Annotated in this window: 10 protein-coding genes; all 10 read right to left on the minus strand. The window is 56.9% G+C overall.

Annotated features, from left to right (window positions below; translation table 11 throughout):
* Positions 1-2: 2 nt before the first annotated feature.
* The 10 genes from JT51_RS20200 to JT51_RS20240 all read right to left on the minus strand — a co-directional run bounded on the left by JT51_RS20200 (position 3) and on the right by JT51_RS20240 (position 25,295).
* The gene (locus tag JT51_RS20200) at positions 3-6,536 is read right to left on the minus strand and encodes a hypothetical protein (protein ID WP_037317377.1); all 6,534 of its coding nucleotides are present in this window, start codon (positions 6,534-6,536) and stop codon (positions 3-5) included.
* Complete coding sequence (locus JT51_RS20205) at positions 6,533-16,522, minus strand: hypothetical protein (protein ID WP_152563406.1); 9,990 nt, start codon at positions 16,520-16,522, stop codon at positions 6,533-6,535. Before JT51_RS20205 ends, JT51_RS20200 begins: the two co-directional genes overlap by 4 nt.
* Before the next feature lie 680 nt (positions 16,523-17,202).
* Positions 17,203-18,321 carry a Fic family protein gene (locus JT51_RS20210; protein ID WP_037317383.1) on the minus strand — a complete coding sequence of 373 codons (1,119 nt, stop codon included), beginning with the start codon at positions 18,319-18,321 and terminating at the stop codon, positions 17,203-17,205.
* 447 nt (positions 18,322-18,768) lie between these two features.
* Positions 18,769-19,050 carry a type II toxin-antitoxin system RelE/ParE family toxin gene (locus JT51_RS20215; protein WP_037317386.1) on the minus strand — a complete coding sequence of 94 codons (282 nt, stop codon included), beginning with the start codon at positions 19,048-19,050 and terminating at the stop codon, positions 18,769-18,771.
* The gene (locus JT51_RS21870; protein WP_152563407.1) at positions 19,047-19,331 is read right to left on the minus strand and encodes a CopG family ribbon-helix-helix protein; all 285 of its coding nucleotides are present in this window, start codon (positions 19,329-19,331) and stop codon (positions 19,047-19,049) included. The genes JT51_RS20215 and JT51_RS21870 overlap by 4 nt, the downstream gene beginning before the upstream one ends.
* Before the next feature lie 95 nt (positions 19,332-19,426).
* Positions 19,427-20,452, minus strand: a complete 1,026-nt coding sequence (locus tag JT51_RS20220) for a helix-turn-helix domain-containing protein (RefSeq protein WP_235216216.1) — start codon at positions 20,450-20,452, stop codon at positions 19,427-19,429.
* Positions 20,453-20,699: 247 nt separating this feature from the next.
* A complete protein-coding gene (gene repB, locus JT51_RS20225) occupies positions 20,700-21,668 on the minus strand; it encodes a plasmid partitioning protein RepB (RefSeq protein ID WP_037317389.1) in 969 nt (322 codons plus the stop codon).
* Positions 21,668-22,852 carry a plasmid partitioning protein RepA gene (gene repA, locus JT51_RS20230; protein WP_037317392.1) on the minus strand — a complete coding sequence of 395 codons (1,185 nt, stop codon included), beginning with the start codon at positions 22,850-22,852 and terminating at the stop codon, positions 21,668-21,670. Before repA ends, repB begins: the two co-directional genes overlap by 1 nt.
* Positions 22,853-23,217: 365 nt before the next feature.
* On the minus strand, positions 23,218-24,273 hold the full coding sequence (locus JT51_RS20235; RefSeq protein ID WP_037317395.1) for a tyrosine-type recombinase/integrase: 1,056 nt from the start codon (positions 24,271-24,273) through the stop codon (positions 23,218-23,220).
* A 341-nt stretch (positions 24,274-24,614) separates the two neighbouring features.
* Positions 24,615-25,295 carry an IS6 family transposase gene (locus JT51_RS20240; RefSeq protein ID WP_037317398.1) on the minus strand — a complete coding sequence of 227 codons (681 nt, stop codon included), beginning with the start codon at positions 25,293-25,295 and terminating at the stop codon, positions 24,615-24,617.
* Between the last annotated feature and the right edge of the window lie 103 nt (positions 25,296-25,398).

Below are 25,398 nucleotides of genomic sequence, written 5' to 3' on the forward strand. Positions count from 1 at the left end.
GTCTAATCCAGTTTCGACAAATCGAAGACGGCCCGCATTCTGGCACCGCTGTGATGGTATCCCAACTCGCGCGCATTCGGCCCGCCGGCACTGGCGGGCGCTCTTACCGACGTGGCGGTTACCGTGTTTGCCTCACCGTTGCCCGCCGCGGCGTCGACAGTTCGATTGTCCGGCTTTTCCATGACCATACTCGGCTCCGGAACCCGGGCCCGCTCTTCAACCGTCAGCGGATCGGCCGGTTCGAAGGCTTCGACTTCCTCAACCTGCACATGCAGATCGTTCAGGTCACCCAGAACTTCCTTTGGGATCTTCAGTAGCCACGTTCCGTCACCCCTCGCTGTCTGCGCCGTCTTGACCGCAACGCTACCGGCCTTAATCGGGTGACTCTCGTTCAATCTGAGAAATGCGCGCCTGCTTTCCGGATCATTCCGTCTGATCGAGCTGAAGTCCTTGGGATCAATCACGCCAGTGTCGAAATCTAGCGGCAACAACAGATGGCTGCCTCGACCCGCGGCGCTCACGGGCAGTGGCACTGTCTCGCGATAGGTCCGTCCGTGTGCATCCTTACCTTCCCGAAATACCGTTACCTTCATCCGAGGTGCCGCATCAGCACCTTGAACAAGGTCCGCGAGGTCTTCGAGCCGACAACCCCGCTCAAGCGCCAACTCCGTCGGCGTTTTCATTTCCTCTTCCGCCCCATCCGCGATCGGTGCGCCTGCTCCGGGAGGGATGGCGGCATCCGCGCCATCTGCCGCCTTCGAAAGCGAACTCAAATGTTCTTGAAGCGCATGGCTGATCCGGCGGCGGTAGAATGTAGGTCCGCACATCCTGATCCGAATGCCATCTCCCTCGTTCTCGGGAATGCGCGTGACATCAACGATGCGCTCGGGAAGCGGCTGGACGAACTGTCTCACAGGGCGCGAACACCTGAGCGCCGGGCGCGTGTGCGGCTGGAAGCGGACCAGACCAAAGCGGACGAAGGTCTCGGCGGCCTCACTGTCTTCCAGCGTGACATCGACGTACCAAGTCTCCTTTTCCGGATCGAAGCGCGGCACATAAGTCAGAAGCGACACCATCATCGGCGGCACCCGATCTTCTGCGTCCGCGTCTTCGGAGGCCTCCTCGTCCGACAGCGGCATCTCCACCATCGGTACAAGTTCTGCTTTCTGCGGATCGCCCTCTTTTAGATCGAGATCCGGGAAATCACCTGGCGAGAATAGGATCTGGCGGTGGTAGTTTCCCTCACGAACTGGGTCCGCTCCGCGTCGCGAGACAAATCGCCCGCCCGGCCCGAGATGAGCGTCTTCAAACGGCATCGGGTCATCTGCCACAGACCCGCTCAGCGGCGCACAGATGATGTCTACAAGCTTGCGCTTGGTGAGACGAAATTCTTTGAGATCGTTCAGATCAATCTCGCGTGCGTCTTTATCATCTTCCGACTTCCGCAACTTCACCTTGTTCTTGCCGATCATCCAGTTGTCCGAAGGCGAAACATAAGGTGGCCAAAGGACTATCCCGAGACGCTCGTCCTCGCCGGAAGAAAACCATTCGCGCCCAAGCGGGATACGGATGATCGAACGGCGGTGATGGGTGAGCATCTTGCTCTTTTTGCTATCCTCATCTGGAGCATCATGCCGGAAGGCAGGAAGCGGCGCGCGTGCATCCGGTTTCGCCGGGCGCTTGGTGGCCGGGAGAACGACTTCGACTTCGCCGCTCAATCTGCATTGCGCCTCTGCTCGCAGGTCTTCGCCGGCCACGAGATCGCCAACCTCATGGTGCAAGCCTTCGGACGCAACCCAAGGGTCTCTCCTTCGAAGTCGCCGATCTGCGGTGCGCATGAACTGTGCGGTGCGCGGTAATCCGTTGACCCAAACCCACATCCGCCGCGCCTTGCCATCGGGAAACAGATGCCTTTCCGTAATGCGGATATCTCCGAGATCGCCTTCCTCGAACAGCCGCCGCAGGCTGAGCTTGCGTTGACAATCCGCACCGCTTGGACGGGGCAGGTTCTCCGCCCTGAGAAGCGTCACCTCAGCACGATCAAAGGCGGTTTTCCCGCTCGGGTAGACGTGGAAACCAAAAAGGCTCTGGGCATCGCGGAAGACTTTGTCCTCGCTGTCAGGTTCGGCGCCCGACGGATCATCCACCAGCGGCCACCAGCCTGCGCGGCGCAGCGCCAACGACCGACCGCGGAGCCGATCATCAAAAGCCGTCGATCCGGGGAACGCCATCCGGGCGCGCACCTCGACCGTGTCGATCTGGTTCAGGTCAAGCTGCACTTCGCCGTCCAAGATCAGGTTCGTCGACCCCTTTGCGGCGACGGTGATCGTTGTCTCGTCGTCAATGCAGACTTTCAGACTTTTTTTGTCTTTGGAGGACTGGTTTGGGTTCTCTCTGTTGGCTACTTCGCGCTCCGCGACCACAGCGTCAAAGGTTTTGGGTCCAGCGGCAATCTCGCTCGGCCTGAACGCGCGTATAGGCTTCGGCGGTTCGGTTACACCGGGCGCCTTGGACGAAAAAGCGACACCGTCGAAGTGCTCATTGGTCTCCGCCCCGGCAATGAACGGTTCGATTGTAGCGCGGTTCGCAGCGTGAATGGCTCGCAGTTGCGACACTGCAGAAATCTCGGGCATCGGATGGCGGATCATGCACTGCCGCACAGCCTTTGCCAGTGCAAGAAGCGTCTGCATCGAAGGGGCGCTCACACCGCCAGGCGCAAAAAAGGCCTGTTTGCCTTGATCACTATTTTGCAAATCCGCAATGATCTTGTCGAAAACCGCCTGCGGCAGACACATGTTGGCACCCTTGCAGATCGCCCGAAGGCTCGAAGCAACAGAGGTCTCGCCAACTTGTGAAAGCTGCACACCCAGAGCCTGAATGACCGCGAAATCCTGCGCGAGCCGCTTAGCGCTTGGCAGAAGCCACATTTCGATATCGACCCACTCATGGGGTGCAAGTTTGAGGATCAACTCCCGCGCCAGAAACTTACCCGACGCCTCCGCGCTCCCCTGGTGCGCCGGATCGAAGTACCGGCGCGGGTTGTACTGCATGATCTGACCCAGCTTGGTCGGAACTTCTTCACGGATCTTGTCGCGGTTCAACGTCAGAAGCACACGGCGGCGGTCGGGATAGGTGTGCCCCTCAACGAGGTCGATCGGCGCGATGTCGCCTTGCTCAGGTTTGTCGTCCTGCACCATCGTCAACCACTCACCTTCTCCGCCCTGCATCCGCACACGCACGACGAGGGCCTCGGCGGCCGGGTCAGGGTAATAGGCGCTGTCAGACGATGAGCCGGCAGCAAAGACCGAACCATCGAGATCCTCACCTTCCAACAACGACTTATCCGAAGGCGCGTCTTCAATACTGCGCCTTGCAAAATGCTGTCCGCCATTCAGGCCCTTTAGGTATGTCGTCTTCACCGAAGGGAACCCGCAGCCGCCCTTTTGTTGCCGCACAAAAGTCAACCCGCCAGTGGAGGTCGGCGTTCTTGCCAGATCGTCAAAGACACCGCGAGTCGGATCTTCGGGTTGCAAAGACGGTCCCGCCTTCCCATCCGGGGTACCCATATGCGTTGAAGCGCGCGCGAAGGGGATCGACGGGATCAGGATGATGCGACGCGCAGAGGCAGGCTGCCCACGTGATGTGAACCGTTTGTCCTTCGGGTTCTTTTCATTCCTGTCGATACTCCGCACAAGCATCAAACCAGCCTGATCGGGTCCCATCGGGCCATTGGTCCGCACGGCATGCCCCTCCGGCAATAGCACCTGGGGTGCCCCGATCTTGGCCTGCCGCAGCGCACGTACATACGGTCTTACGCTTGTCCCGACGCTGGCTCCATCCTCGTCGACACGATCCTGCGAAGCCGCCTGCATACGCGCCGATGGAAAATAGAGGTCCGCGCGGGTGTCGGTTTTTCCAGTGTCATCGGGGAAGTCGGTGCCGTCTAACGACCGACCGCCAGAAAACACCGCGGCGAGCGCGAACCGGTATGGTTGTCCATAGCGAAGTCGCGGGATCTGGTAGTCGACGCCATCGGGTATACTCAATTCACGCCCGAATATCAGAACGTCAGCCGTCGTTTTCTCGGCACCCGGCTGCGTCGAGCACTCGACACCCATAGGCCCCCCATCCCAAACCGATACCGCCTGCTCGAAAACAGCCTCTGCTTCGAGCACATCATCGGAATTTGGTGCCGGAGCCTTGGGCAGCATCCGCCCCGGCACGTTCATCGCAGCGCTCTCTAGCGCAACCCGCTCGGATGAGCCAGTCCGGCCAATCAGCCGCGTGAGCACGCGCTCGATCCGGCCGGTCTTTCGCCATCTCGGGCCGGTCGTGCCGAACTCAATCGCCCGCGACATCATCGGATGCCACTTGGTACATGCGTTTCCAGGTGTGCCGATGAAGAAACGGTAACCGGTGGTCAAATCCTCACCGTCGAGCACAATGGAGGCGCGCCCATCGACAGAACAGGTGGCAATCCGTCCCTTGTCTGCCAGCTTCGCATCGCGGGCCGCCATCTTGCGAATGGCCTGAGCGCAAAGGCCTCTATCAAGAAGCGTCAGTCCGACGTCCTGCCGATCACCTTCGTCTTGGAGTTCTGTCCCGTCGGTTGGTTGGTTGACACCGGGCGGAAGCGCCTTGGTATCCGTGGCCGCCGCACCCGGCGTTTTCTCACGCGCGTTTTTCCCTTCCTGCGACTCGACCTCTTCTTTGGCCTCGGAGTTCGACTGTTCGATGCTACGTCGCTGGATCTCCAGCTCCATCGCGGTGCGGATATCGAGGCTCGTTAAATCAAAGCGCGGCGTCTTGCATGTCAGATCGCAGTCCGAACCAAACCCCATGACCATCAACCCGCCGTAATGGCGCGTCCGATCTTTCGCAGGTGCGCTTGATGCGCCCCCGCGACAGTCGGCTTCCTCGCGGGAAACGGGCCAGAAGTGATAGCACGACTTGTTGCGCTCATGCTCGGTGACACGCAGAAGCGTCCAGGGACGCGGTAAATCGGCTTCTATCGAGCGCCCTCCGCTAGTCCCGTTCAGATCAACACAAATATGCGCATAATCGCCCGCTTCATTAAGCGCCGCCGCATTCTCGTTGACCGTCAGATCAAGTTCGAGATCCACCGCCAGCATGGCAGCCCGCGCGAGCGTCGGCGTCGATTGTAGCGTGAAGAAACTCCGCTGCGCCGCATCAAGGCTGTCGGACGTTTCTGGGGTTACGTTCTTTTGTTCCTCTTCGTCCTCCTTGGTCCGATACTGTTGCCAATTGGCATACCGCGCAGCGGCAGTCAGGTCGTCGAACCGATCATCGCCATTGGCTGCATCGCCAGGCGTGACACTGTCCTGCCATTCGGGATCAGAAGGTCTGACGCACTCTTCCAAAGCCTTGCCTTGCAAATCGCCTTTCGCCTTTTTGTAATGCGCGACCGACGTCTTTCGATCGTCTACCAGATCATCGAACAACGCAGTTCGCTCCGCGATCCTGCGGCGCCGACGAAGCTCCGCAATCAGATCAACATCGCTCAGTAGCGCTTCCTTGACCTCTTTGACTTCGTACTTCCGTTTCCCAAGCGGGTAAGTTGTTGTGTCTTCATGAGGCTCCTTCGGGAACAAAATCGACAACCGCTGTGCGTAGCTGTCGAAAGATTCCTCCGCTCCACGTAGCGGCTCTTTGAGGATCGCTTCGGCCAGATCGCGCAACGGACTATCAACAGCCACATGTCGCAGCTTGTCGTTCTTGAGCACTTTGTCACTTTCTTCTGATGTCCTTCGCTTCAAGGGCTTTGGAAGCCGCGCAACCTCTTCCTTGCACGCAGCCTTGATCGAATCCGAAAGCGCCGACGCCCGCTGGTTCTCCAACGTGATCGCGAGGTCCGCGTGGCGTATGTCAAGCGCCGCGACAACATTCATCTTGGCCCGACCGGCCTCCTCGGTCGGAGCGACCTGACCGTCGGGTCCATAGAGCGAAGCCTCAGGAGGCGTGCTCTTGCCATCGCCGGAACCCATACTTGACGACGACACCGCGCCCCCATCGAGCGACCGCTTGATCCGCGTTCCGAGATCCCCCCAATCACTCGCCTCAATCTTTGCGCCTTTGATGATCCCGTCTTTGTCCGCCAGATCGTATTTCCAGATCGAACCGACCCAGGTGTCGCACAGCGTTTCAAGGTCTTCATCGCTAAGGCCTGCCAGCCCCGGCGCGGCAAACGTCACTTCCTGCTGAAACCCGTCACAAACGCTGCCCGAGCCTATGCCTTTCGGCACCGTCGCGATCAGGCCCTTGATCGGACCGGTCAAAAGCGCGTGGATTTCCTCCGGCCACCGATCGAACGCAACCCCGTCCGCACTGTTGGCCTCGTCGAAATAGGGTGTCAGAAGTAGCGTAGCGCGGAGCTTGGTATCGTTGCATTCGTCAACCGGGCAGCTATCGTCACTCGACGGCCTTTTTGCTGCGCCGTTCGGAACGATCCTCGCATGTATGCGCACCCGTGGCATGTTCAGCTTTTCGTATTCCTCGGGGCTCAGATCGGTAATCATTTGAACAAGTCCTCGGCGGCATCGTCGGTGAAATAATCAGTATAGCTGCTCCACTCCCGCGCTTGACAGGCGGTGCGAGTATCAATGCGCGGCACAGTGTCGTCGAGCTGCTCCAGCCCTTCCGCGCTCAGTCCAAGGTCAGCAAAGCGAATGCCGCTCCGTCCGAACGGCATGTCGCGAAGGCTGGCTTGCTGTTGACCGCCAAAGCCCTTCCCTTCCTTCTTGAACATCACGACCGAGTACTCGAAATCCGCGAGCCCCATCGAGAACGAGAACGAGAAAATGGCCTCGCCGCTCATATCGCCGTTGACCATTCCAAGTCGGACCGAGAGTGACGCCGCAAAGGAGAACACCCAGATCTGGGCCGTTCCCCCTACAAAGAACGTGGCACTGAGTTCCGTGAGCTTCTGACCGTTGTCCGCAATCGACTGGCGAATATAGAACCCCGCCATCAACCGTCCCTGCCCCGTCAGCGGCCCAAAAGCGAAGACCGCGGAGCCACCAAACTCAAAGCTCGCCTCAAAGCCCAGAATACCGTTGGCGTTTGCCTCGATTCCGAAAAATCCGCTCCCACCGTAAGGCGTGTACGTGATCGTGAACGGGCTCAACCGCGTTGAGAGCGACGCTTTGAACCGCGCATCCTTGTCCTCGAACGGCAGAATCGCTGATGTCGCAAGGCCGACATTCGAAATCGCCATTGCGCCAACAGAGAAGTCTCCGAGATTGAGAATGTAGCCCGCCTCGACGCCAAGCGGCGAGAACTGCGGCTCAAGATAGAAACCCGAGTTGCCTTTCGGGGTGAGGAAGCTCTGGAACTGCTGGACAAACTCCAGCATCGGCCCGATCTCATAATCGGAATACGAGATCTCGAACTGCATTTTCTTGCCGGTTTCGGCCGTAAAGGTCGCGCCGTTGAACTTCAGCGTCAGCGCGTCAAAAGCATCGCCGACGAGCTTAACGTCAAAAGCATCCAGCCGCCCAACCGTCTTAGCATGAACCGCCGCTTTGTCGAACCCGAGATCAATCTTGATTCCAGCTTCGATGGTCAGCTTTGACCCGGACCCTGGCGCAAAAATGCCCCCGGTCGCCTGCCGCACCTTGTCGCCCAGTTCGACGCCATAGCCATAACTCATGTCGATCTGCGTCGGTACGAGACTCAGAATGTAATCCTCGACCTGATCCCGCAGATCGGTGAAATCAATTGCCGCAAACAAATCCCCCTTGAGGAACTCAGCGACGATATCCTCGATATTGCTGCCGATCTCGACCGGTGTTGGACGTAGAACCCGCCACTCGTTAAGGAACGCCTGAAGGAAGGTATAGACGTCGTCGGATTTGTTTGTGGTAAGTTTGAGCCCATCTTCAGAGGCCAGTTCTTCCAGCCAAGCAACATCGCCCGCAAGGCGGTCATTGGTGCCGCTCAGATTATCGCCGCCAGCGGGCACGTATGTGTCAGGCACTGAAGGACGTCCATCAGGCTCGACAAAGAGCACGTCGCTCACGCCAAAAGCCTGAACCGCTTCGAGACCGGCAATCCCGTTTCTGAAGTCGCAGAACTGTTGGTAGACCTCCAACAGGCTTTCGGGGCCATTTTTCCCCGAGAATTTGCGTTTTACGTCTTCGCCGTTGGACGGGGGCGGGAAATCGAAATCAAGAGACGGGAACTGGATCCCAAGTTTCGCATTCAAAACACGGGCAATCGCATTGTTGGCAAAGTCGACGACCTGACTGCTGACCTCCGTGAACAGAACCGCGCCCTGATCGGCAAGTCCCTCAAGCGTCTCAAGCAGACGTCTTTCGATCTCGTTGACCAGATCAAGCTTGGCGATACCTGGTGTCGGCGGACTCTTCAGAAACTCCAGCAGGTTGATTTCGGGTCTTTCGGGTGGCGCAATTTTCGCATCGGCAAGGGCCTTCGCCCGAGCGTTGGGCGCCGCTGACTGAACCTTCTCAAGTTCGAAACGTACCTTGGCAAGCCAATTGGTGTATTCGTCGAGTGAGACGAGGATCTCAGACGTGAACTGCTCAAGACTTGTGCCAAGGAGCGTTTCCAGCTGGGTCACAAGGGCGGGCTTTGCCTCCCCCGCACCGCGGCGCAGCATAATCTTGGCGCTTTCGAGAAGCTTTCGAAGCTCCTCAGTGTAGGTCAGGAGTAGCGTAACGGCCTGATCAACATAGGCATTGGCACGTTCCTGCAATGCCACCTGACGGTTCTCCAGGTCGGCCACCAAATTTTGTGCTGACGTTTCGAGCTCCTCAGTGAAGTCGCCGCGTCCCATAATCGCTTCGAGTTCGCTCGCGGCCGCTCCCGCAACGCCTCTTGACGCAACGCCTCCTGCCACCCCCACCTGAACGGCCTCATTATTCACCAGCTTCTCAACAGACGTGGCAATCACAGCCGTTCGCTCAACAACCCGCTGCATCAAAGCGCGCCGCTCGACAATCATCTCGCGGAAATCACGGTGAATACCGTCGAGTTCGCCAAGATTGCCAAAACTGTCCAAAGTGCACTCGAAGTTTGCAAGAAGCTCAAACTTCCCGGCAAACCGCACCATCCGTGCCCTATCAGCGTTAACATCCGCAACAGTGGCTTCTAGCGCGCCGGAGACTGCGTCGAGTTCTCCTTTTGCGGCTCCGACATGCCCCAACTGTGCAACGATAACACGTCTCGCCTGTTGCAGTGCTTGCTGTGCATCCGCACCCAGCTTATCGACTTCAGGCGCTACCGCATCAAGCTGCTTTAGGGCCCCATCGATCTCATTGCTAGCGTCGTCCACCTGCGCTTTGAGCTCGTTGACTGCGCTGTTATGCCCGCCAAGCTTCTCGGCGATCTGCGCGTGGATACCGTTCCTCCCCGGATAGATCGCATTCGCGACCTCCTGGAACGGCTCGAGCGTCTGCTTGCAGAGCGTTTCGAACCCGGTCATCGGGCCGAAGTGCAACTCCGCCAACCGAACAATTGCGTTGAACGCCTGTTCGAAATCTCCGACCTGAATCCCTGCGACCGCCTCGCGCACATAGCGCTCTGTGTCCCGGAAGAGGTTCCATTCGTCGCTGAAGCCGGTCTTGATCCACCTCTTGAGCGCCGCCTCTGCATCCGCTTGGGATACGTTTTCGAAGCTTTCCAGCAGCGCCCGATACTCTGCCAAAGCGGCTTGCGCGAACTTCTTGGCGTCCGAGTCAGCAAGCGCGTCAACTTCGTCCTCAACCTTAGCAAGACGCTCAAGTGCGATAGTCTTGATCTGCTCGGCGAGCGTAATACTGCCCGTCCACAAGTTGGAAACCCGGTCAATTAAGCGTTGCCCGAAACCTTCTAGTCGCCTTGTGAAATCCGAACGGGTTTGCTCCAGTAGCTCTTCAAGCGGCAGACGACCGCGCGTTGTGATCTGCAGAATGATCATCAAGCGCAGAAGGTCGCGCGCCTCGGCGGCTGTCGGTTGAAGCTTACTCCATGTGTCGCCAAAACTCGGATCCGGCACCGGTGGAACCGAGAATACCGGCAGAAACGCTGGCCCCCCGTCCTCGGGGATGAGCGCTGTTACGATCTTGTCGGCGAACGCATCGACTTCGAACGGGAGCGTTTCGGACTGACCAGAGACATAGAGCGCGATGTCGGCAAAGGTCTTTATTAGTTTCGCGTCTTCTTCGAGGTACCGGCTCGCAAGCTCCAGAACCAATTCCGCGCGCCGCTCCTCCAGCACATGGATCAGTTCCAGGATTCCCTCGATCCCGCCACGCAAGCCCGCCTCAATCCTGCGTCCCGGATCAGAAGCTGCGCGGAACAGAGCGTCGAGGAATCGGCGGCCCGCTGCAAAAACCTCACTGACCACAAGCGTGAACGCAATGGCGTCTGCCGCGCCGATTGAGCGGGCCAGCGCCGCGTCAAAGGCCACCAGTGTGCAGTGCAGGTCCGGGAAAATTTTGGCAAACGATATATTGCCAAGCAGGTTTGCCGGGACTTTGTCCGCATAGCGCTCGATGTCGCGGTCCAGTTCGTCCCAGCTCTCGCGGATATCGTGAACAGCCTCCGCAAGTGGCACGATGACCGTCGTGCGCACGAGATCGACGGTCTCATCGAGCGCCGACAACGCGTCACCGACCGCGTCGTCTACCTGACCAATGGCCGACTGAACTTCTTTCGCACCATACTTCGCCTGTTCCGCCAACTCGGGCATCCCGGTCGACGGCGGGTCAAGCTTCTGAATGAACTCGAACAATTGCTTGATGCTGACAAGGCCAAGGATCTTGGCGTCGCCATCCACAATATCGCTATAGAGTTTCTGCGCTTCTTTTATTGTTTGCTGAATGTTCGGGTCGATGACGACTGGTGGCGCTTCCGAACAGAGCGACGGCAGGTTTTCCACCTCGGCGCCCGCGCCGCTGCTGGCCTGCGTTTCTGGAGCCCTGCCAATCTCGAACTTTCCGGCCACCGACAACAGAAGGTCACAAGCCAATGGTTTTTGGACGTCCAATTCGGTGTTCCACGTCAGAACACCACGACTGCGCGACAATCCGACAACGCGACCCGAAGGCCGATAAACACCACCGGCGTTGTCGCCTTTGTCACCCATCGTCAATTGAAGCTGATCGACCATTGCAAGGTACGTCTCGGCTACGTTTCCTTCGATGGCGTAGTCCACAGGACCATCTCCACCCGACGTCGCCGGAAGGCCATACTCGACGTAATGCGCATCCGGCATCGCACGCAGGAAACGCGCGTCTTTCACCTGTTTCTCCGCCGCGCCAGACAGCGGCCTACCGATCAGTCGCTCCGCTTGCCGTACTCGGATGCGACAACACTCGACGGCCGGATAGAACGGCGGCTGATCCGCCCCCTGCAAAACCGGGTCACTTCGGAAGACGGTCTCCTGGCGCTTCCAGGTGAGCTTTTCCGTGTTATCCTCGGGTCGCGATCTGGTGCTCGACAGACCGGTCGCACAAAGCGTCCAAAGCTGGGTTTCCGCACTCGCGCTCCCGGCTTCCTTCTCGGCTGCATACCGCCGCTTGCCGCCGCCCATGTCGAGGGTTCGCAAATGTGAAACCGGATCAAAATCTTCTTGCCCTTCCTGGGAGGTCAAAGGGTCCGGCGTAGGCAAATCGTTGTAGTACGCAGCAAGGTCTCGCAGCGTCCCCGGATCATTCGCTGCAACATTGTCGACAAACAGCAGCGGCATGTCCGAAACCGTTCCATCAAGGTCCAACTCGAAGCGCACGTTGGCGTCGGGCAACTTCGCCGTTCGAGGCCAGAAAACTAAGCCTTTGGCGGCCTGTCCCAATTGAATGCGTCCGCCAGGAAGAGCCAGGGCCTCCTGCGTCTGCCGGAGTTCGTCATCAGACGGATCGACAATGTCAGGTGTCTGTGTTGTGAGATTTCTCAGCCGCTCAACCGGGAACCGCCGCCCTTGTGCGGGCTGTTTCAGCGCCGGAAACAGCTTCTCCGCTTTGCCGACACGAATGAATAACCGCTGTCGCAGCGCAGCGTGGATAGCACCCGTCGACGGATCAACGAAAAATTCGCGCTCTGTGACCTGAACCAGCGACGCCCGCTGCCCAATCGGCCAGAGGAATCCCTTATAAACAATTTCGCAATGCACATCCCGCCCGAGGTTCGTCCATTGCTGCCAACTCTCCACCGACACGGCATCAAAGAGCGCATCACCATGGCTGTCAAAGGCAGCCGCAAAGGGTTCGAAACTACTGGCGTGTCGAAGCGTGCCGCCGATCGGAGTCAGCGACAACTCGATGGTCTGAAGCGTGCGTGGCTCGTAAAGTGCACTGCCGTCCTCAACGTCGGCCAGGCGATAACGCTGCTCCGGCTCGGACTGACCGGAATCGGCGACAAGCTGACCGTTAGGCTTGCGTCGCCCCAAAACAGGCAGCCCCCAACCCGAGCTCAACAGAACCAGTTCGTGCCGCGCATAAGCATCGATCGCGGCCCGAAACTTCATATCGCGTGCATCAATTCCGGCGCGGCGCTCTTTTTCTCCCGCAAGATAGGCAAAGAGCCGCGACAGGGCGGGTTGCGTGGGAGCCGTGTCCTTGACGTCCTGGACGCCCATTGCGCGGGTTTGGGTTTCGTGTTCGCCAATGTGCCAGGGCGCCATCGGCCCGCGCGGCGGCGCGCTTGCGCCGGGGAACCGTTTCCGAGCGGCCTCTGCCGGATACGGCGGGTTATCCACCGATGCATCGAATGCCGGAAAGAGCTTCCTTTGGGTGCGCGCCGTGAATACGTCGGGGCGCAGATCAGGCGAGTGAATGGCCCTCAGATTGGGATCAACGTCACCTGCCAGAAACTCAACTGACCAAAGCGGCACATAGGGCTTCTTCTCAAGAAACGGTACGCCGCGACACCCATTGTTCTTGTCGTTTCCACCGGTCTCCCCCGGTGCGCAAAAGATGCCGTCCGGAATCGCACGGGAGTTGACCACAACAACAGCATTCTGATCCGGCGACAGGGTGAGGCGCGCCGGTATCTCGATGGCCGTCTCCTGTAAATGCGGGGGATCGGTCAGTGATCTGGCGATCTCGCCAAGACGCGTGCCTGACGTCACGAACGGACCGGAGGTAAAGTTAAGCAGATCGAGCCGAGCGCCCTGCGAAAGATCAAGGCGGCGGCGCGATGAGACATCGATCCGCCCCGTCTCACTGGGGCGGTAGATGGCCTGGGCCCGGCGGACAACCGAAAGGTCGAAGTCGGAGAACCGGGTCAGGCTCGACAGCGAAAAAGGCAGCCGATCCCGCACTTCCTCGGCACGCGCATCCGACGGAGTGTCGAGTGTCGCGACCCTGTTCCGGGCCACCGAGATGCCGTCCCGGCACCGGACGCGAAACGCCAACCGCGACGGATTTGCGATCCGCCCACGCGCAGGCATGTCAAGAGGCTCTTTGCCCTTCAGTGCTTCGACGAAGTCTGCCTTAGCGCGTTCGCGAACGGCCTGAATCATCGCGTCAGTGAGGCCAATCTGCGCCATCCACGCAGGTGTCCTCTCAAACGCATCGGCGTGGGTGGCTTCAATGAACTCCGGCGCGACGTCAGCAATCCCGGCGAATTTGCCAAAGGGTGTAGTGTTCCCTTCAGCTGCTGCCTGCGGATCTTTGCCCATCCTCTCCAACGCAATGTCCAAAGCCAGGTCGCGATAGACAGACCGGAAGAGTTGGTAGGACGGGAACTGCGTTTCCAGCCGTTGTTCAAGCGCAAGCGCACCTTCGAAGGATGCATCCGCCTGTGCAATACGCCGCATTTCCTCGGTCAGTGACGCTGGGCCGAGCTTTCCGGCATCGTCATGCAAGGCTCTTGCGGCCTGCGCGACTTTGGCGAGAAGGCGATTGGCCGACTGAGTGAGCTTTGCCTCGAAGGTCTGCCGCCAAATTTTCATCGCGACGCGCATCACGTCGGGATCAAGTGCGTAGGGTCCGATGTAAACCTTTTGATCCTTTGGCACGCCGTTTGAATTGGTGAAGCCTTTTTCAAAGCGCTCGGCGAGCTCCGCAAAGGGGCGAGGGACAGGCTCCGGGTCGGGCGCACCCGCCGCCTTTGCCGCTTTGGCCTTGTCGTCAATTGCCGTTGCTTCCGCGTCTTCGAACATCTCCTTCGCGTCCTTCAAGGCGGTGCGGAATGCCGCCTTCGCATTTTCGCTGCGTAACAGTCCGATAAGATCGACAACCTGTTGTCGATCGTTCGGATCCAGCCGCCACCCCTTACCCTCTTCCTCCGGAAGCCGCGTGAGGAACACTCGATCAGGGACAAAGGTCACGCCCTCCGAGGCCCCACTTGTCGTCACGATCATTTCGGGATTCTTCGCTTCGACCGTCGGTCCTTCAAAGATCACATCGGGCAGTTCCTGAAGACCCGGCCGGAAGAAAGCCTCCTCGAACAGGTGCTGTCCCGGAAATTCGACCACAAGCACCGGGCGACTATCGCGCACGTCGTGGCTTCCATCCAGCTCCCGGTCCGTTGTGATCCGGCAAGACGCGTTCCGCCGCACAAGCTCTGCCCGGTCCCGCTGGATCGACAAGGCCATATCGGCAAACCGGAACGTCAGCCCAAGCAGGTTGTCCGATCGCGAAGCCACAAGGGCTGCGTCGGACAGATCCAACTGTCCAATCTCTTCAGAACCCTTCGGAGCGGCAAGCCGGATGTAGCTCTTCTGCGGCGGTGGCAGGTCGTTTGGCGTATAGAGCAACGTCAACGACGTTGGCGCAAATGTCAGACGATTAAAGTCCGCCTCCTCCAGCTCAACGGCAGCCTCGCGCAGCACGCCGTTCACCTCAATCCAGTCCGTCCTCGGACGATTTCGCGGGACATACGCGCCTTTCTCCTGTCGCCCCCAGAAGAAAACCGCCTGAATCTGATCGCCATGGCGCTGCCGAAACGGATCTTCCACCGTCCGGTCTTCGGTCTTATCTTCCGGTGCGGGTCCTCGAAAACCCATCGGACCGATCGGGCTGTCAATGCGCCAGTGACGGCTGGCCGCCGCCTTGAAGTTACCACCGAAACTGATACTGCCCGCGAATTGCGCATAGTCGAAGTCGTTCATCTGCGCCGGTGCATCGACACGTTCCAACAGCCGCCCGCGCAAGATCTCAAACGGTCCGGCGGCCGCCTTCGAATTGCCGGTCACTTCCATTCGGATCCAATCGGTAAGAAGCGACGCCTCTGAGCGCAATTGTCCCGGCGCCACCTTGCCCGGACTGATCTCTGTCGGCTCCAGAATGCGAAAGAGCACCCGGCTGCTCTCTCTCGCATCCGGGTCCATATACAGGGTCAAACCCGGTGCCAGCCCTCTGGCTTTGAAAACCAATGGCGCATCGCCTGGCGCTACACGCGATTGGGCCACCAACTCAAAGGCCCCGGTGGCCGCCGACGGGCCAGAGCGCTCTTTGACATCCGGAACAGCCTTCAGTGCGTCGTCATCTTCTTCTGGAGGAGCGGCATTCGCGGGTTCCGGCGCCTCTTCCAAAGGCTCTCCGCCAACCGGTTGCCACCGCATCATAAGGTCCGCAAGCTCAAGCTCGGGTGCCAATGCATTCAGGAAAACACCGCTCTGAGCAACCCGCCACGTCCCGGACTGATCGAATGACAGCAGAACATTGCGCCCTGCATCCCTGTCGGCATAGCCAACCTGGCCGTTGAAGACGAGTTGCAACGTCGACGTGATCCGGCCAGCATCGACCAGGAGCGAAAACCGGAAGGGTGTCTCTTTGTCGGTTCCACGCTTCGGTGCCTGCGCAATCCAAGCGTCAAGCCGCAATGCGCCATCAATCTGCGCCTCTGCATCAAACGCCGCGGCGGGCTCCATTTCGAACCAACGCTTCGATGTCGGCGCAGACCTGAGAGACCAGACATCGGTCGACGCGCGGATTGTGTAGACCCGCCGCATTGGCACGTCATCAACTGTCAGCTTCTCCAGCCTTGCCTTGATCACCCGGCCCACGGCATCCGGGTTCCGCTTCATGTCTTCGAAGAGTTGTCGACCTTCGGTATCGACTTCAAGGCGCTCGTCGAAGAAGAACCGCACTGTCCGCCCGGAGACGCGTCCGTAAGACACGTCGTGCAGCGTTACCGTGTAGCGCCGCCGCCCTTTTGGCGTCCGTTGGTTGCGAAATCGAACTTTTGTTTCTGGCCCGAACCGAGCCGTCTCAATGCTCCACACAGGGCCGGTCAGCTGCTCAACCTCGGCACCCTCGTTCTCAACGACATCGTCTTCCTGAATGGTACGTCGCAGATTATTGACACCAAGTCGCGACCAGAAGGCCCGCCGCTCGCGCGATTGTCCTTTCTCGATCGCGACCTTCAGCAGCCCGTCCGTGATGGAAAAATTCAGATCGACGTGCTCGGGTTCCAGCAAGCTATCTTCGAGAATAAACTCAGCATGCGCCGCAAAAGGAACCGCGGCGGTGGCGCCAATAAATCCACGCCGAGTAAAATTAATTGATGCTACTCGGGAGATAACAGAACCCGAGTCACCTTCCTCGTCCGAAGACAATATTTCCCCCTGAAATTCTCTTATTCAATTTGGAAAGCGTACTTAGTCGAATCTCGATTTGTCAAATTGTGATATTGATTTCTTGAATCACTTCGCGAGATACATCCGCTGCGACCAGAAGCTCTAGGGCCGCACACAAGCGGGCCGTCTCAAGCTAATACAGCGTCCATCCCATACCCGTATCCTCCAACTGCTCCCGGTCCGGCAAGCCGTACAACGTCTCCATATCGAAGGAGTGAGTAAGGCTTCAGTGTTCACATAAGCGTTGGGCGCCCCACCTCGCGGGGAGCGCGGTCCTGTGCCGAGCAGATCGCGACTGATCTCTACTCCCCAACGTACGCCCGAAACGCGCGTTTCGTCTCCCTGGCAACTTCTCTGGCGACGATTTATCTGGATGGTCATTGACGTGCTGCGTATTAGGCAATGCCACCACTCCTTGACTAAGCATCGGGCTTTTCTTGGCATTCGATCTAAGGCGAAGAGCTAGGCGCGGCCGCGTGTTTTACTTCCGTCGCAGTGGAACGCGAACAGCTTTCTGATCTAGGAAGAAATCCTCTAGGCAACTCGCCAAGAGACTGTTTCTACACTTGAAGCCGCTTCGCAGATGTCTGCTTTGCATCCTTCACAAGATGAGTTACTTGGTTGCAGCGAAAGCCAGCTTTCCGCCCAATCTGTCAGCGTCAACCACCGGATGACTGCCCCAGATTCAACCAATATCGTGTGTAGCGACGCACCCCGGTGCGAGACAATGCGCCCCGTTCTACCAGCTCCTGCAGATCCCGTGTTGCGGTCGCTCTCGAGGTTCTGGTGATCGCCAGGTAGTTTTCAGCGCTCAGACCACCTTTGAAACCGTCGGGTCCTTCTCGAAATATCCGCTCGATAACCTTGGCTTGCCGCTCATTAAACTGTCCACGATGACGGTCATAGAAGTGAGCCTTCGCGATAAAGAAACCGACACGCTCCAGCGTCACGTGCTGCGCTGACAAAACCGTTTCAGCGAACCACTCAAGCCAGGTTGTGACATCCAGTGTCTTCTGATGGCGTTCCAGCTGGTCGTAGTAGAGCTTCCTCTCCCGCTCGATAGTGAAAGCAAGTGCAATCAGGCTTGGCTGCCCGATGTTTTGCGCCAGTGATTTCTCGGCCAAGGCACGGCCAAGGCGACCATTGCCGTCCTCAAAAGGGTGGATGCTTTCAAAGTAGAGGTGGCTGAGGCCGGCGCGCGTCAATGCCGGAAGTGGCTGTTCAGCTTCGGGAGATGTCGTGTTGAACCAATCCACAAAGTGGTCCATCTCGTCTGGAATGCGCGCAGACGGGGGCGCTTCGAAATGTATGGTCGGGCGATCGTAGCGGCCAGAAACGATTTGCATCGCGTCCTCGTGCCGCCGGTAAGCGCCAATTGAGTCCAGATTCCGATCATGGGACAGCAACATTCTGTGCCATCGGAACAGGGTCTCGTGCGTTAGCACTTCAGCATAGTTTGAGTACACATCGACCATCATCTCAGCTACGCCTTGCTCCCGGGGTTTTGCTGGATAGCTGTCGGGTGACAATCCAAGTTGGCGACGAAGCGAGGACTGGACGCTGCGCCGGTCCAGCATTTCACCTTCAATGGCGCTGGTTTTCATGGCCTCATCGCTGAGCAAGTCGATACGGAGTTGTTCCCGCTCGGTGGGACTGACATGAAGCACGGCACCAAGAATTTCACCGGAAGAGAGCAGAAACTTCTCCTCTAGCGGTGCGATCTTTGACGCGTCATACCGGAATTCCGGCCAATCTGGTATCTGCCAATTCCAAGGCATGAGGCATAGAAACCTTCCCTATAACTCGAATATAAAGACATTATGAGCTATAGAAGTCAATTCTATGGCTCACGCTGTTGGGTTATTGGAGTGATCTATCCCCCTGCCCGTCATGTCTAGATTTAGTCGTCAACCGGGCCTAAGAGTTTGCGACACATCCGAAATTGGCAGAATGTCTGGAGGTTATTCCAACCCCGAAACATTTACTCTGACAATCGGTTGCACAGCAACGTTTGAATTGATGGGCAGTGACTTGCCCAAAGCCCACGCAATAATTGGACAGGTTTCGAATTGAACTGAATTTCCGCTTCCAGTTCAGTAGTCAGGAAGCCCGTTTCTTGCAGCGAACCGCCGATTTTGAGGACCAAGTGGTCGAACAAAAAAGTGGGTTCGGTTGCTTGCCCCCTACCCTGCCCGTTGGGCGCCACCAATCTTATACTCCTGGTTTCAGTAATCCGCGCCCTGCCTGGTGTCCCAGAGACGCAGTACTTCAATCTGGGTAGGCATTACGCGATAGATCAGTGTGAATGGGGTTCGCGGCACTGAAAGCTCTCGTACGTCACTGCGCGTGTCACTGGAGTGACCTGCATAAGGGTTGGCTGCGAGCGTAAGCTGGGTTGCTTTGATTTGAGCCTGTGCCTTTTTGCTGCCTTCAGGAAAAACCGATGTGTAGTAGTAACGGAACCATTGGATGTCCCGAACCGTGTCTTCGAGAAATATAATTTTCATTGGCTGTCGGATTGCCCTTTTGCTACCGGAGCCGGAAGTTCACTCTCGGTATCCCAGCTGTCTATCCAGGCATTCATTTCGTCTGCCGTGATGAACTTGCCTTGGTCTGCTTTTTCAACAGCCGCATCAATGGCTGCACGTTTTGCGGCCTTGGATTCCAACATCATTCGAATTGCCCGTACGGCGAGTTGTGCAGGCGGTCGATCTTCCATCGCAGCTTCCCGTTCCAGGGATTTTCTCAAATCTTCATCGAGACGGATTGAATATGGGCTGGTACTCATCTCAGTCACCTATTTATGCATCGTAGTACAAAGTAATACATTGGCATTCAGTTCACAATAGAACAATGGCATGAACTGCACCTGCTGTTCGAAACTCAAGAGCATCGTGAGATTTTACAGGTATTGCCCTGATTTCTGCGGTTTTTTGATTTATCTACCAACAGAGCGGTTGGTTGCATATCTCCTCGATCGATCATGGCTACCAGCGAAATCAGATATGCACGATGGGACCGTATCGTCTCGGCTCGTTGCGTAATGTACCCCAGGACCATGAACCGCAAAGCTGGGCCATGTGTAGTTTTCATAGCATACCAGGTCTCTCCAAGTCGAAGTTGGTCTGCAATGGAGTCCATAAGCCGATCACAATGTGCCTGATCTTTCGCAAAGCGTAATTCTGAGCACAAACGAGGAAAGCTGCGTTCCATTTGATCTGGAGAAACTTGAATCTGAGAAGGGTTTTCTTTCTTAACTATAGGATTCAAAGAGTCCTCTTTGTGCCCCTCAATTTCACTGTCACTGCCCCTCAAATTGTCAGTTCTGGCTGGTGCTATTTCTGAGATTTCCACAGAGATAGCAGACAAAAGTTCCCGTAGTACGGTTGCGTCTGGTTTACGGCGCAGAGCATTGCGCACTGCGGCCATCAAATCTGTGATAGAGCCATCATCTGCCACAAGCTCCTTCAGGCGAGCCAGAGCGACCGATACCTTATCGCGGAGTACCGTGAATTCCAGAACCCGGTCAGCATGCTTCTGAGCTTCCTGGATGAACTCAGCATGCCTTTCAGACAATGGCATCAGGGATAGACCGGTCGCTGTGACCACCCTGCCCTGTGGGTCTCTGCGTGCCCAACGTTTACCATTTGCACTCAAGTTGCGCCGGACAAGTCCAAGTTTAGCCAGCGTCGAGATATGACGTTCAACAGTCTGAACACTGACGTGGGTTCGTTTGGCGATCGCTGCGTTGGATGCATAGCAGATATGGTGATCATCCTGATCGGTGGAAATCTGATCTCCCTTCATAAAGGAAATCAGTGTTCTCAGGACGTTGAGGGACGTGGACTTCAAGCCAAGCGGTACCCTAGCTTCTTCAACGGCTCGAAGAAGTATCCATTTCTTAGGCATACAAGCCCCCTGCCCTGCCGTTCCCGACAAGGTTGCTCCAGTTGGAGCCATTGCTGTGACTGTTTTCATGAGTTTATGTCAGCAGACAAAAAATACCCGTTCGCTCAGGAGCGATTTTTCTTGTATGGCGATTCGGGGACTGCTAGATTCTAGGTGTCTAATCTAAGAATTGCGCTTAGCGCAGCAGCCCTCGAAGCTCCGGTTTCGGGGGTTATTCTTTGCTCGCCTTCCTCCTTTCTGCTCGTCCTCAGTTATTTTGCTTGTTGTTTACAGCTGTAAACTCGGCGTGTGATCGCTTGATGATTTCGGTCAGATTTTTATCCAACCAATCTGCAAAACCAGCGTTCGAACCTGTCTTTTTAACTGACAATGTAAGAGATCCGCTGCCAGATTTGATGGTCACACCTTCAACGGGGCTGATTTCCGCAACGCCGTCCTTGTGTCGGGCACCACGTTTTGCTGCCGCTTTAAGCAGGGTTTCCAGCCGGTCATCCGATGAAACCGATGGCTCAACGGCTTGAAGCAGCCTAATTGCGTCATCTCTTGCTAGTTTGCCTGCCAAGAAGTGCTCGGCAAGTGCCGTCCATTTCGGGCGGCCAGACTTTGGAGCTGCGCCGATCAATTCTCCGACCTCAGAAGGAACGTTTTGCGTGACCTTAGTAAGGTGGGATAATCCTGATGCTGACAGGTTCAGAACTCGTTTCACCGTGGCAGTTTCATGCCCAGCGGTCTGAATTGCTTCCGCAAAGCGAGCTTTTTCGTAGAAGGACAGGTTGCGCCTGGCTGCGTTTTCGAGGCCTTTGGCCAGAAGAGCCGACGCATCGTCGATATCTTGGACATTGGCGCGAACTTTGATATTGAGCTCACGACATGCTTTGAGCCTTCTCCTCCCATAAATCGCCTCGTAACGACCGTCAGATTTCGACCTCCTAACGAGGATGGGCACCTGTTGACCACCGTCTTGGATGCTTGATTTCAAACTCTCAAAGCTGTCGTCATCTTCATCAGGGTTTACAGCTGTAAACTCACCAAGCCGATCAATCGGCCCCCAATCGTCTATGAGAGCCGGGTCAATTTCTCTAATTGCGGCAAGGGATCCTTGAAGCGCACCGAGGGCAGGGGCGTTGGCTTTTACCGGTTTGTCCGCGGTTTTGGATCCGGAACGCGCAATTGTGCTCGCAATACCCGACATTTCTTGAAGCGATTTTCTAGCCATTAGCTACGTCCCCATGCTTGGTGGATCATTTGCTCTACCTCAGAGCCGATCGCATCCATTGAGTTCTTTGCCCGGTCATAGGTTGCGCGTGTCATTTCCGAACGCACAACCTCGTAGATCGACTGCTTGAGCATTGTGGCGTCACTGATTGCAGTGCTCTTCAGAGCCGTTGCCGACATAACGCGGTCCTGAAACAGTGCTCGCATGAACGAAGCCAGCTGTTGAGATGGAACGTCTGTTGGTTCGTCACGTGTTATCAGGAACTTGAAGCTGTCGTATTCGAGAGTGGCGCCGGCGTCTTCAATGACAGCCATATAAGCACCAGCAAGTTCGAGAAACTGAGCTGTCGAAGACACGTCCAACATGGAAGGTGTTAATGGTACGAGCAAAGAACTGGCGGCCGCCATCCCCGCGATGGTCAGGAATCCGAGTTGAGGTGGGCTATCAATAAGAACAAGGTCAAAATCGTCTTCCACTTGGGCCAGAGCATTCCGTATTCTCGTAAAAAACGGATGGTCAGGGTTGGAGTGGACGGCGGATTCCGTCTCAAATTCAGAAAGAACAAGCCGTGACGGTGCCACAGACAATCCGGGGAAGTATGTCGGAAGCACGACATCTGCCATATTAACCGGGTCTTCATAGCGAATGGCATCGTATATCGTTAGCCCATCGAACTCGATTTCAGGGCTGATGCCGCACATGGATGTAAGCGAGCCTTGGGGGTCTAGGTCAACGGCCAGCACACGATATCCGCGAAGCGCGAAAAAATGAGCCAGATGAATTGTTGTAGTGCTTTTGCTGCTGCCACCTTTGAAGTTCATCAACTGCCAGACTTGAAGTTTCTCTCCTTCCGTCCGGCGAGGGATGTAGCGTCCTTGTTTACGCGAGGTCTTCTCAAGCGTTTCGCGTGCCTCCCAAAGCTCTTGGGCGGTATAGTAACGTCGACCGCTTCGCACGTCTTTTGGTTCAGGAATTGTACCTTCTGAGTGGACCTTGCGCATGAATTGACCTGAGACGCCCAAAAGTTCGGCCGCTTCTGGTGCTGCGAATGTGCGTAGTGATTTTGTGTTGTCAGGTGCAAAGGCAGCAAGAAGATGCTCTCGGATAGCCGAGTTCAATCTCTCGGAAATTTCCGTGGCGAGTGCCGATGGTCGATCTGCCGTAAGTGGTGTCACGGGAATCATGTAGTTGCCTCAAATTAAAGAATGTGGTCATTTTCGCGCCACTTGAGACAAACAGCCGTGATTCACTACCCTAAGTCAAGAATTTTCGCTTATATTGTGGGCTATGCGGACCGGTAGACTACATGCGCTTTGTATCAGAGCAGGGTGGTTTACAGTTGTAAACCCAGTAGAAGAGAGTTGTGGGCTCTCAAATCAGAGGTGGATCTTCCGCAAATCAAGTAGGCATTCGCGTGAAGCCTCTCTGTATGCTCCACTTTGAGTGGAGCCTGTCCTGCCGATAGCTGAGGTCATGAATGAGCGAAGTGCATTTTAAGAAGGGTATCAGGGAAGGGTAGGGGGGTTAGTAGAGCTGATTGGGTGAATGCTCACCCCAGCAGATCTGTGGCCGGGTTTTCCGCAATGTCCACATCGTCATAATACTTCTGCGCCTGTGCCATGGAGCGGTGCAGCGACAGGCGCATGGCGGCTTGGATCGGGGCGCCGTCCAGCGCCGCCTGGGTCAGGAAGCCGGAGCGCAGCCCGTGCGGTGAAGCGAAGCCTTCAGGCAACCCGGCCAGTTTCAGACGATGTTTGACAATCTGATAGATCGCATCCGGGGAGAGGCGGCGTTTCAGTACGCGGTCGGCCTTGGAGATGGGCCTGAACAGAGGACCATCCGTGATCTGTCCCACTTCGATCCAGTGCACCAGCGCCTGCGCCGCGCGGCCCTTCAGCACCAGCCGTGGGGTTTCACCCTTGGCCGTGGTCTTGGTTTCCAGCAGCGAGATCCAGATCCGGCCTTTCTCTTCGAATTCCTTCAGCGACACGTCCTCGCGCATCAGCCCGGTGATCTCGGAGCGCCGTCGCCCGCCGGAAGCCCAGCCCAGCATCAGGATGGCGCGGTCGCGGCAATCCCGCCGGGACCCCCGACAGGTGGCCAGCAACTGCTCGAGCACATCGCGGGTGATCGGATGGGCCGATTTCGGGGCAGGGGCCCGGGCTGCGGCGCGGCGGGCCTTGGCGCGGGCCTGTTTCACCTGGGGCGCGCCGAAGGGGCTGTTCAGGTTCTTCATCCGATGAAACGCCAGCCAGGAGGCGATGCGCCGATCCAGCGTTGATGGGGCAGGGCAGGCGAGGGACTTGCGCAACCTTTGTGCGACCAGGGCTTCGGCAGCCTCGCGCGCCATATCCGTTTCCAGTGCGTCATTCAGGTCACGCGCGTGATCGAGAATGAAGGCGAGGGCGGTGGCCTCGGATTCCGGCCAGTCCAGCGCCGTGCCAAAGCGTGCGGATTTCCAGGCGGTGACATAGATCAAATCCCGTTCATAGGCACGCAACGTGTTTTCCGGTGTGCCGCGCACATAGAGGTCGGTGAGCGCCTCCTGATCCGTGTCCGAGAGGGCAGGGGCAGCGGCGGGGAGATATGGGGCAGGCGGCTTCATGTGCCCATTCTGAGCTCATTTCTGGAAAAAATCAATCATCCTTGATAAGGGATACTTATCGGGTACGATGCGAAAGAATCCAATCTGTGAAGGTAACGTGCAAAATATCCAGATTTTGCGCGCAATGAGGGGTAAGGCTAGATTCCCAATTGCCAAAAGGGATGTGTTTAAAATTAGCCTTTCGCGGCACCTTGCCTGAACTGGTAGACGCGGGACAAAACTGCCATCACTCACTGTCTCCGGTCAGTCTTTTTCTGTCTTGCCTGTTGGTAACGCGCGTCTCAGAAAGGTTCTGTTGCGAAGTTTTTTGCTGAACGAAGAGATCACAGCGTGTTTGCGTTTTAAGCGGCCAGTTCTGCGAATTGACGAAATGGGCAGAGTCCGGGCGTGAGTTGACCTTTGCGGATCATATGCGCCACTTCGATTCCAGCGAGGGTTGCGGACGCTGAAACAAACGACTTGAAACCGCACATGTGCCGAGTTCGCCGCTTGATGAAACGGTGGTCCTGTTCGACGATATTGTTCAAGTATTTCCTCCTCACCATCTCGATTGGGATCGGGCAGCCAAAGCCTTTCAGCATCTTGTTGACGGCGTTGATTCCCGCAGTGTTAGCACCACTTTTATCGATAACTATCTTGCGTGGAAGACCATTGACCTCCAGCATTCTGGCAAAGAACTTTGTGGCGGCCGACTTGTTTCGCCGCTCGGACAACATGAAATCAAGAGTCTTGCCGTGTTTGTCGACGGCTCGATAGAGATAGACCCACTCGCCTTTCACTTTGATATACGTTTCATCCATGCGCCAGGAACGGTCGCACGCTCCCTTGCGACGACACGCTGCTTCAGCGATTGCGCCAGAATACCGTGTCACCCAACGGTTCAGTGTCGTATGATCAACCGATACACCGCGTTCAGCCATGATTTCTTCCAGATCCCGGTATGACACGCCATAGCGAACATAGAAGAACACAGCGAAGAGGATTACATCCTTCGGATACTGCGCGCCTTTGAAGGAAATCATGAGCAGACTTTCAATGGGTTAACAATGTCGGCCATTCACTCGTTAACCGCGAGAGCGTCAATGCTCAAATCTTTGCAACAGATCCCTTTTTCATTCACACTGC

It is taken from the genome of Ruegeria halocynthiae, from assembly GCF_000743705.1.
In the GTDB taxonomy this organism is placed as follows: domain Bacteria; phylum Pseudomonadota; class Alphaproteobacteria; order Rhodobacterales; family Rhodobacteraceae; genus Ruegeria; species Ruegeria halocynthiae_B.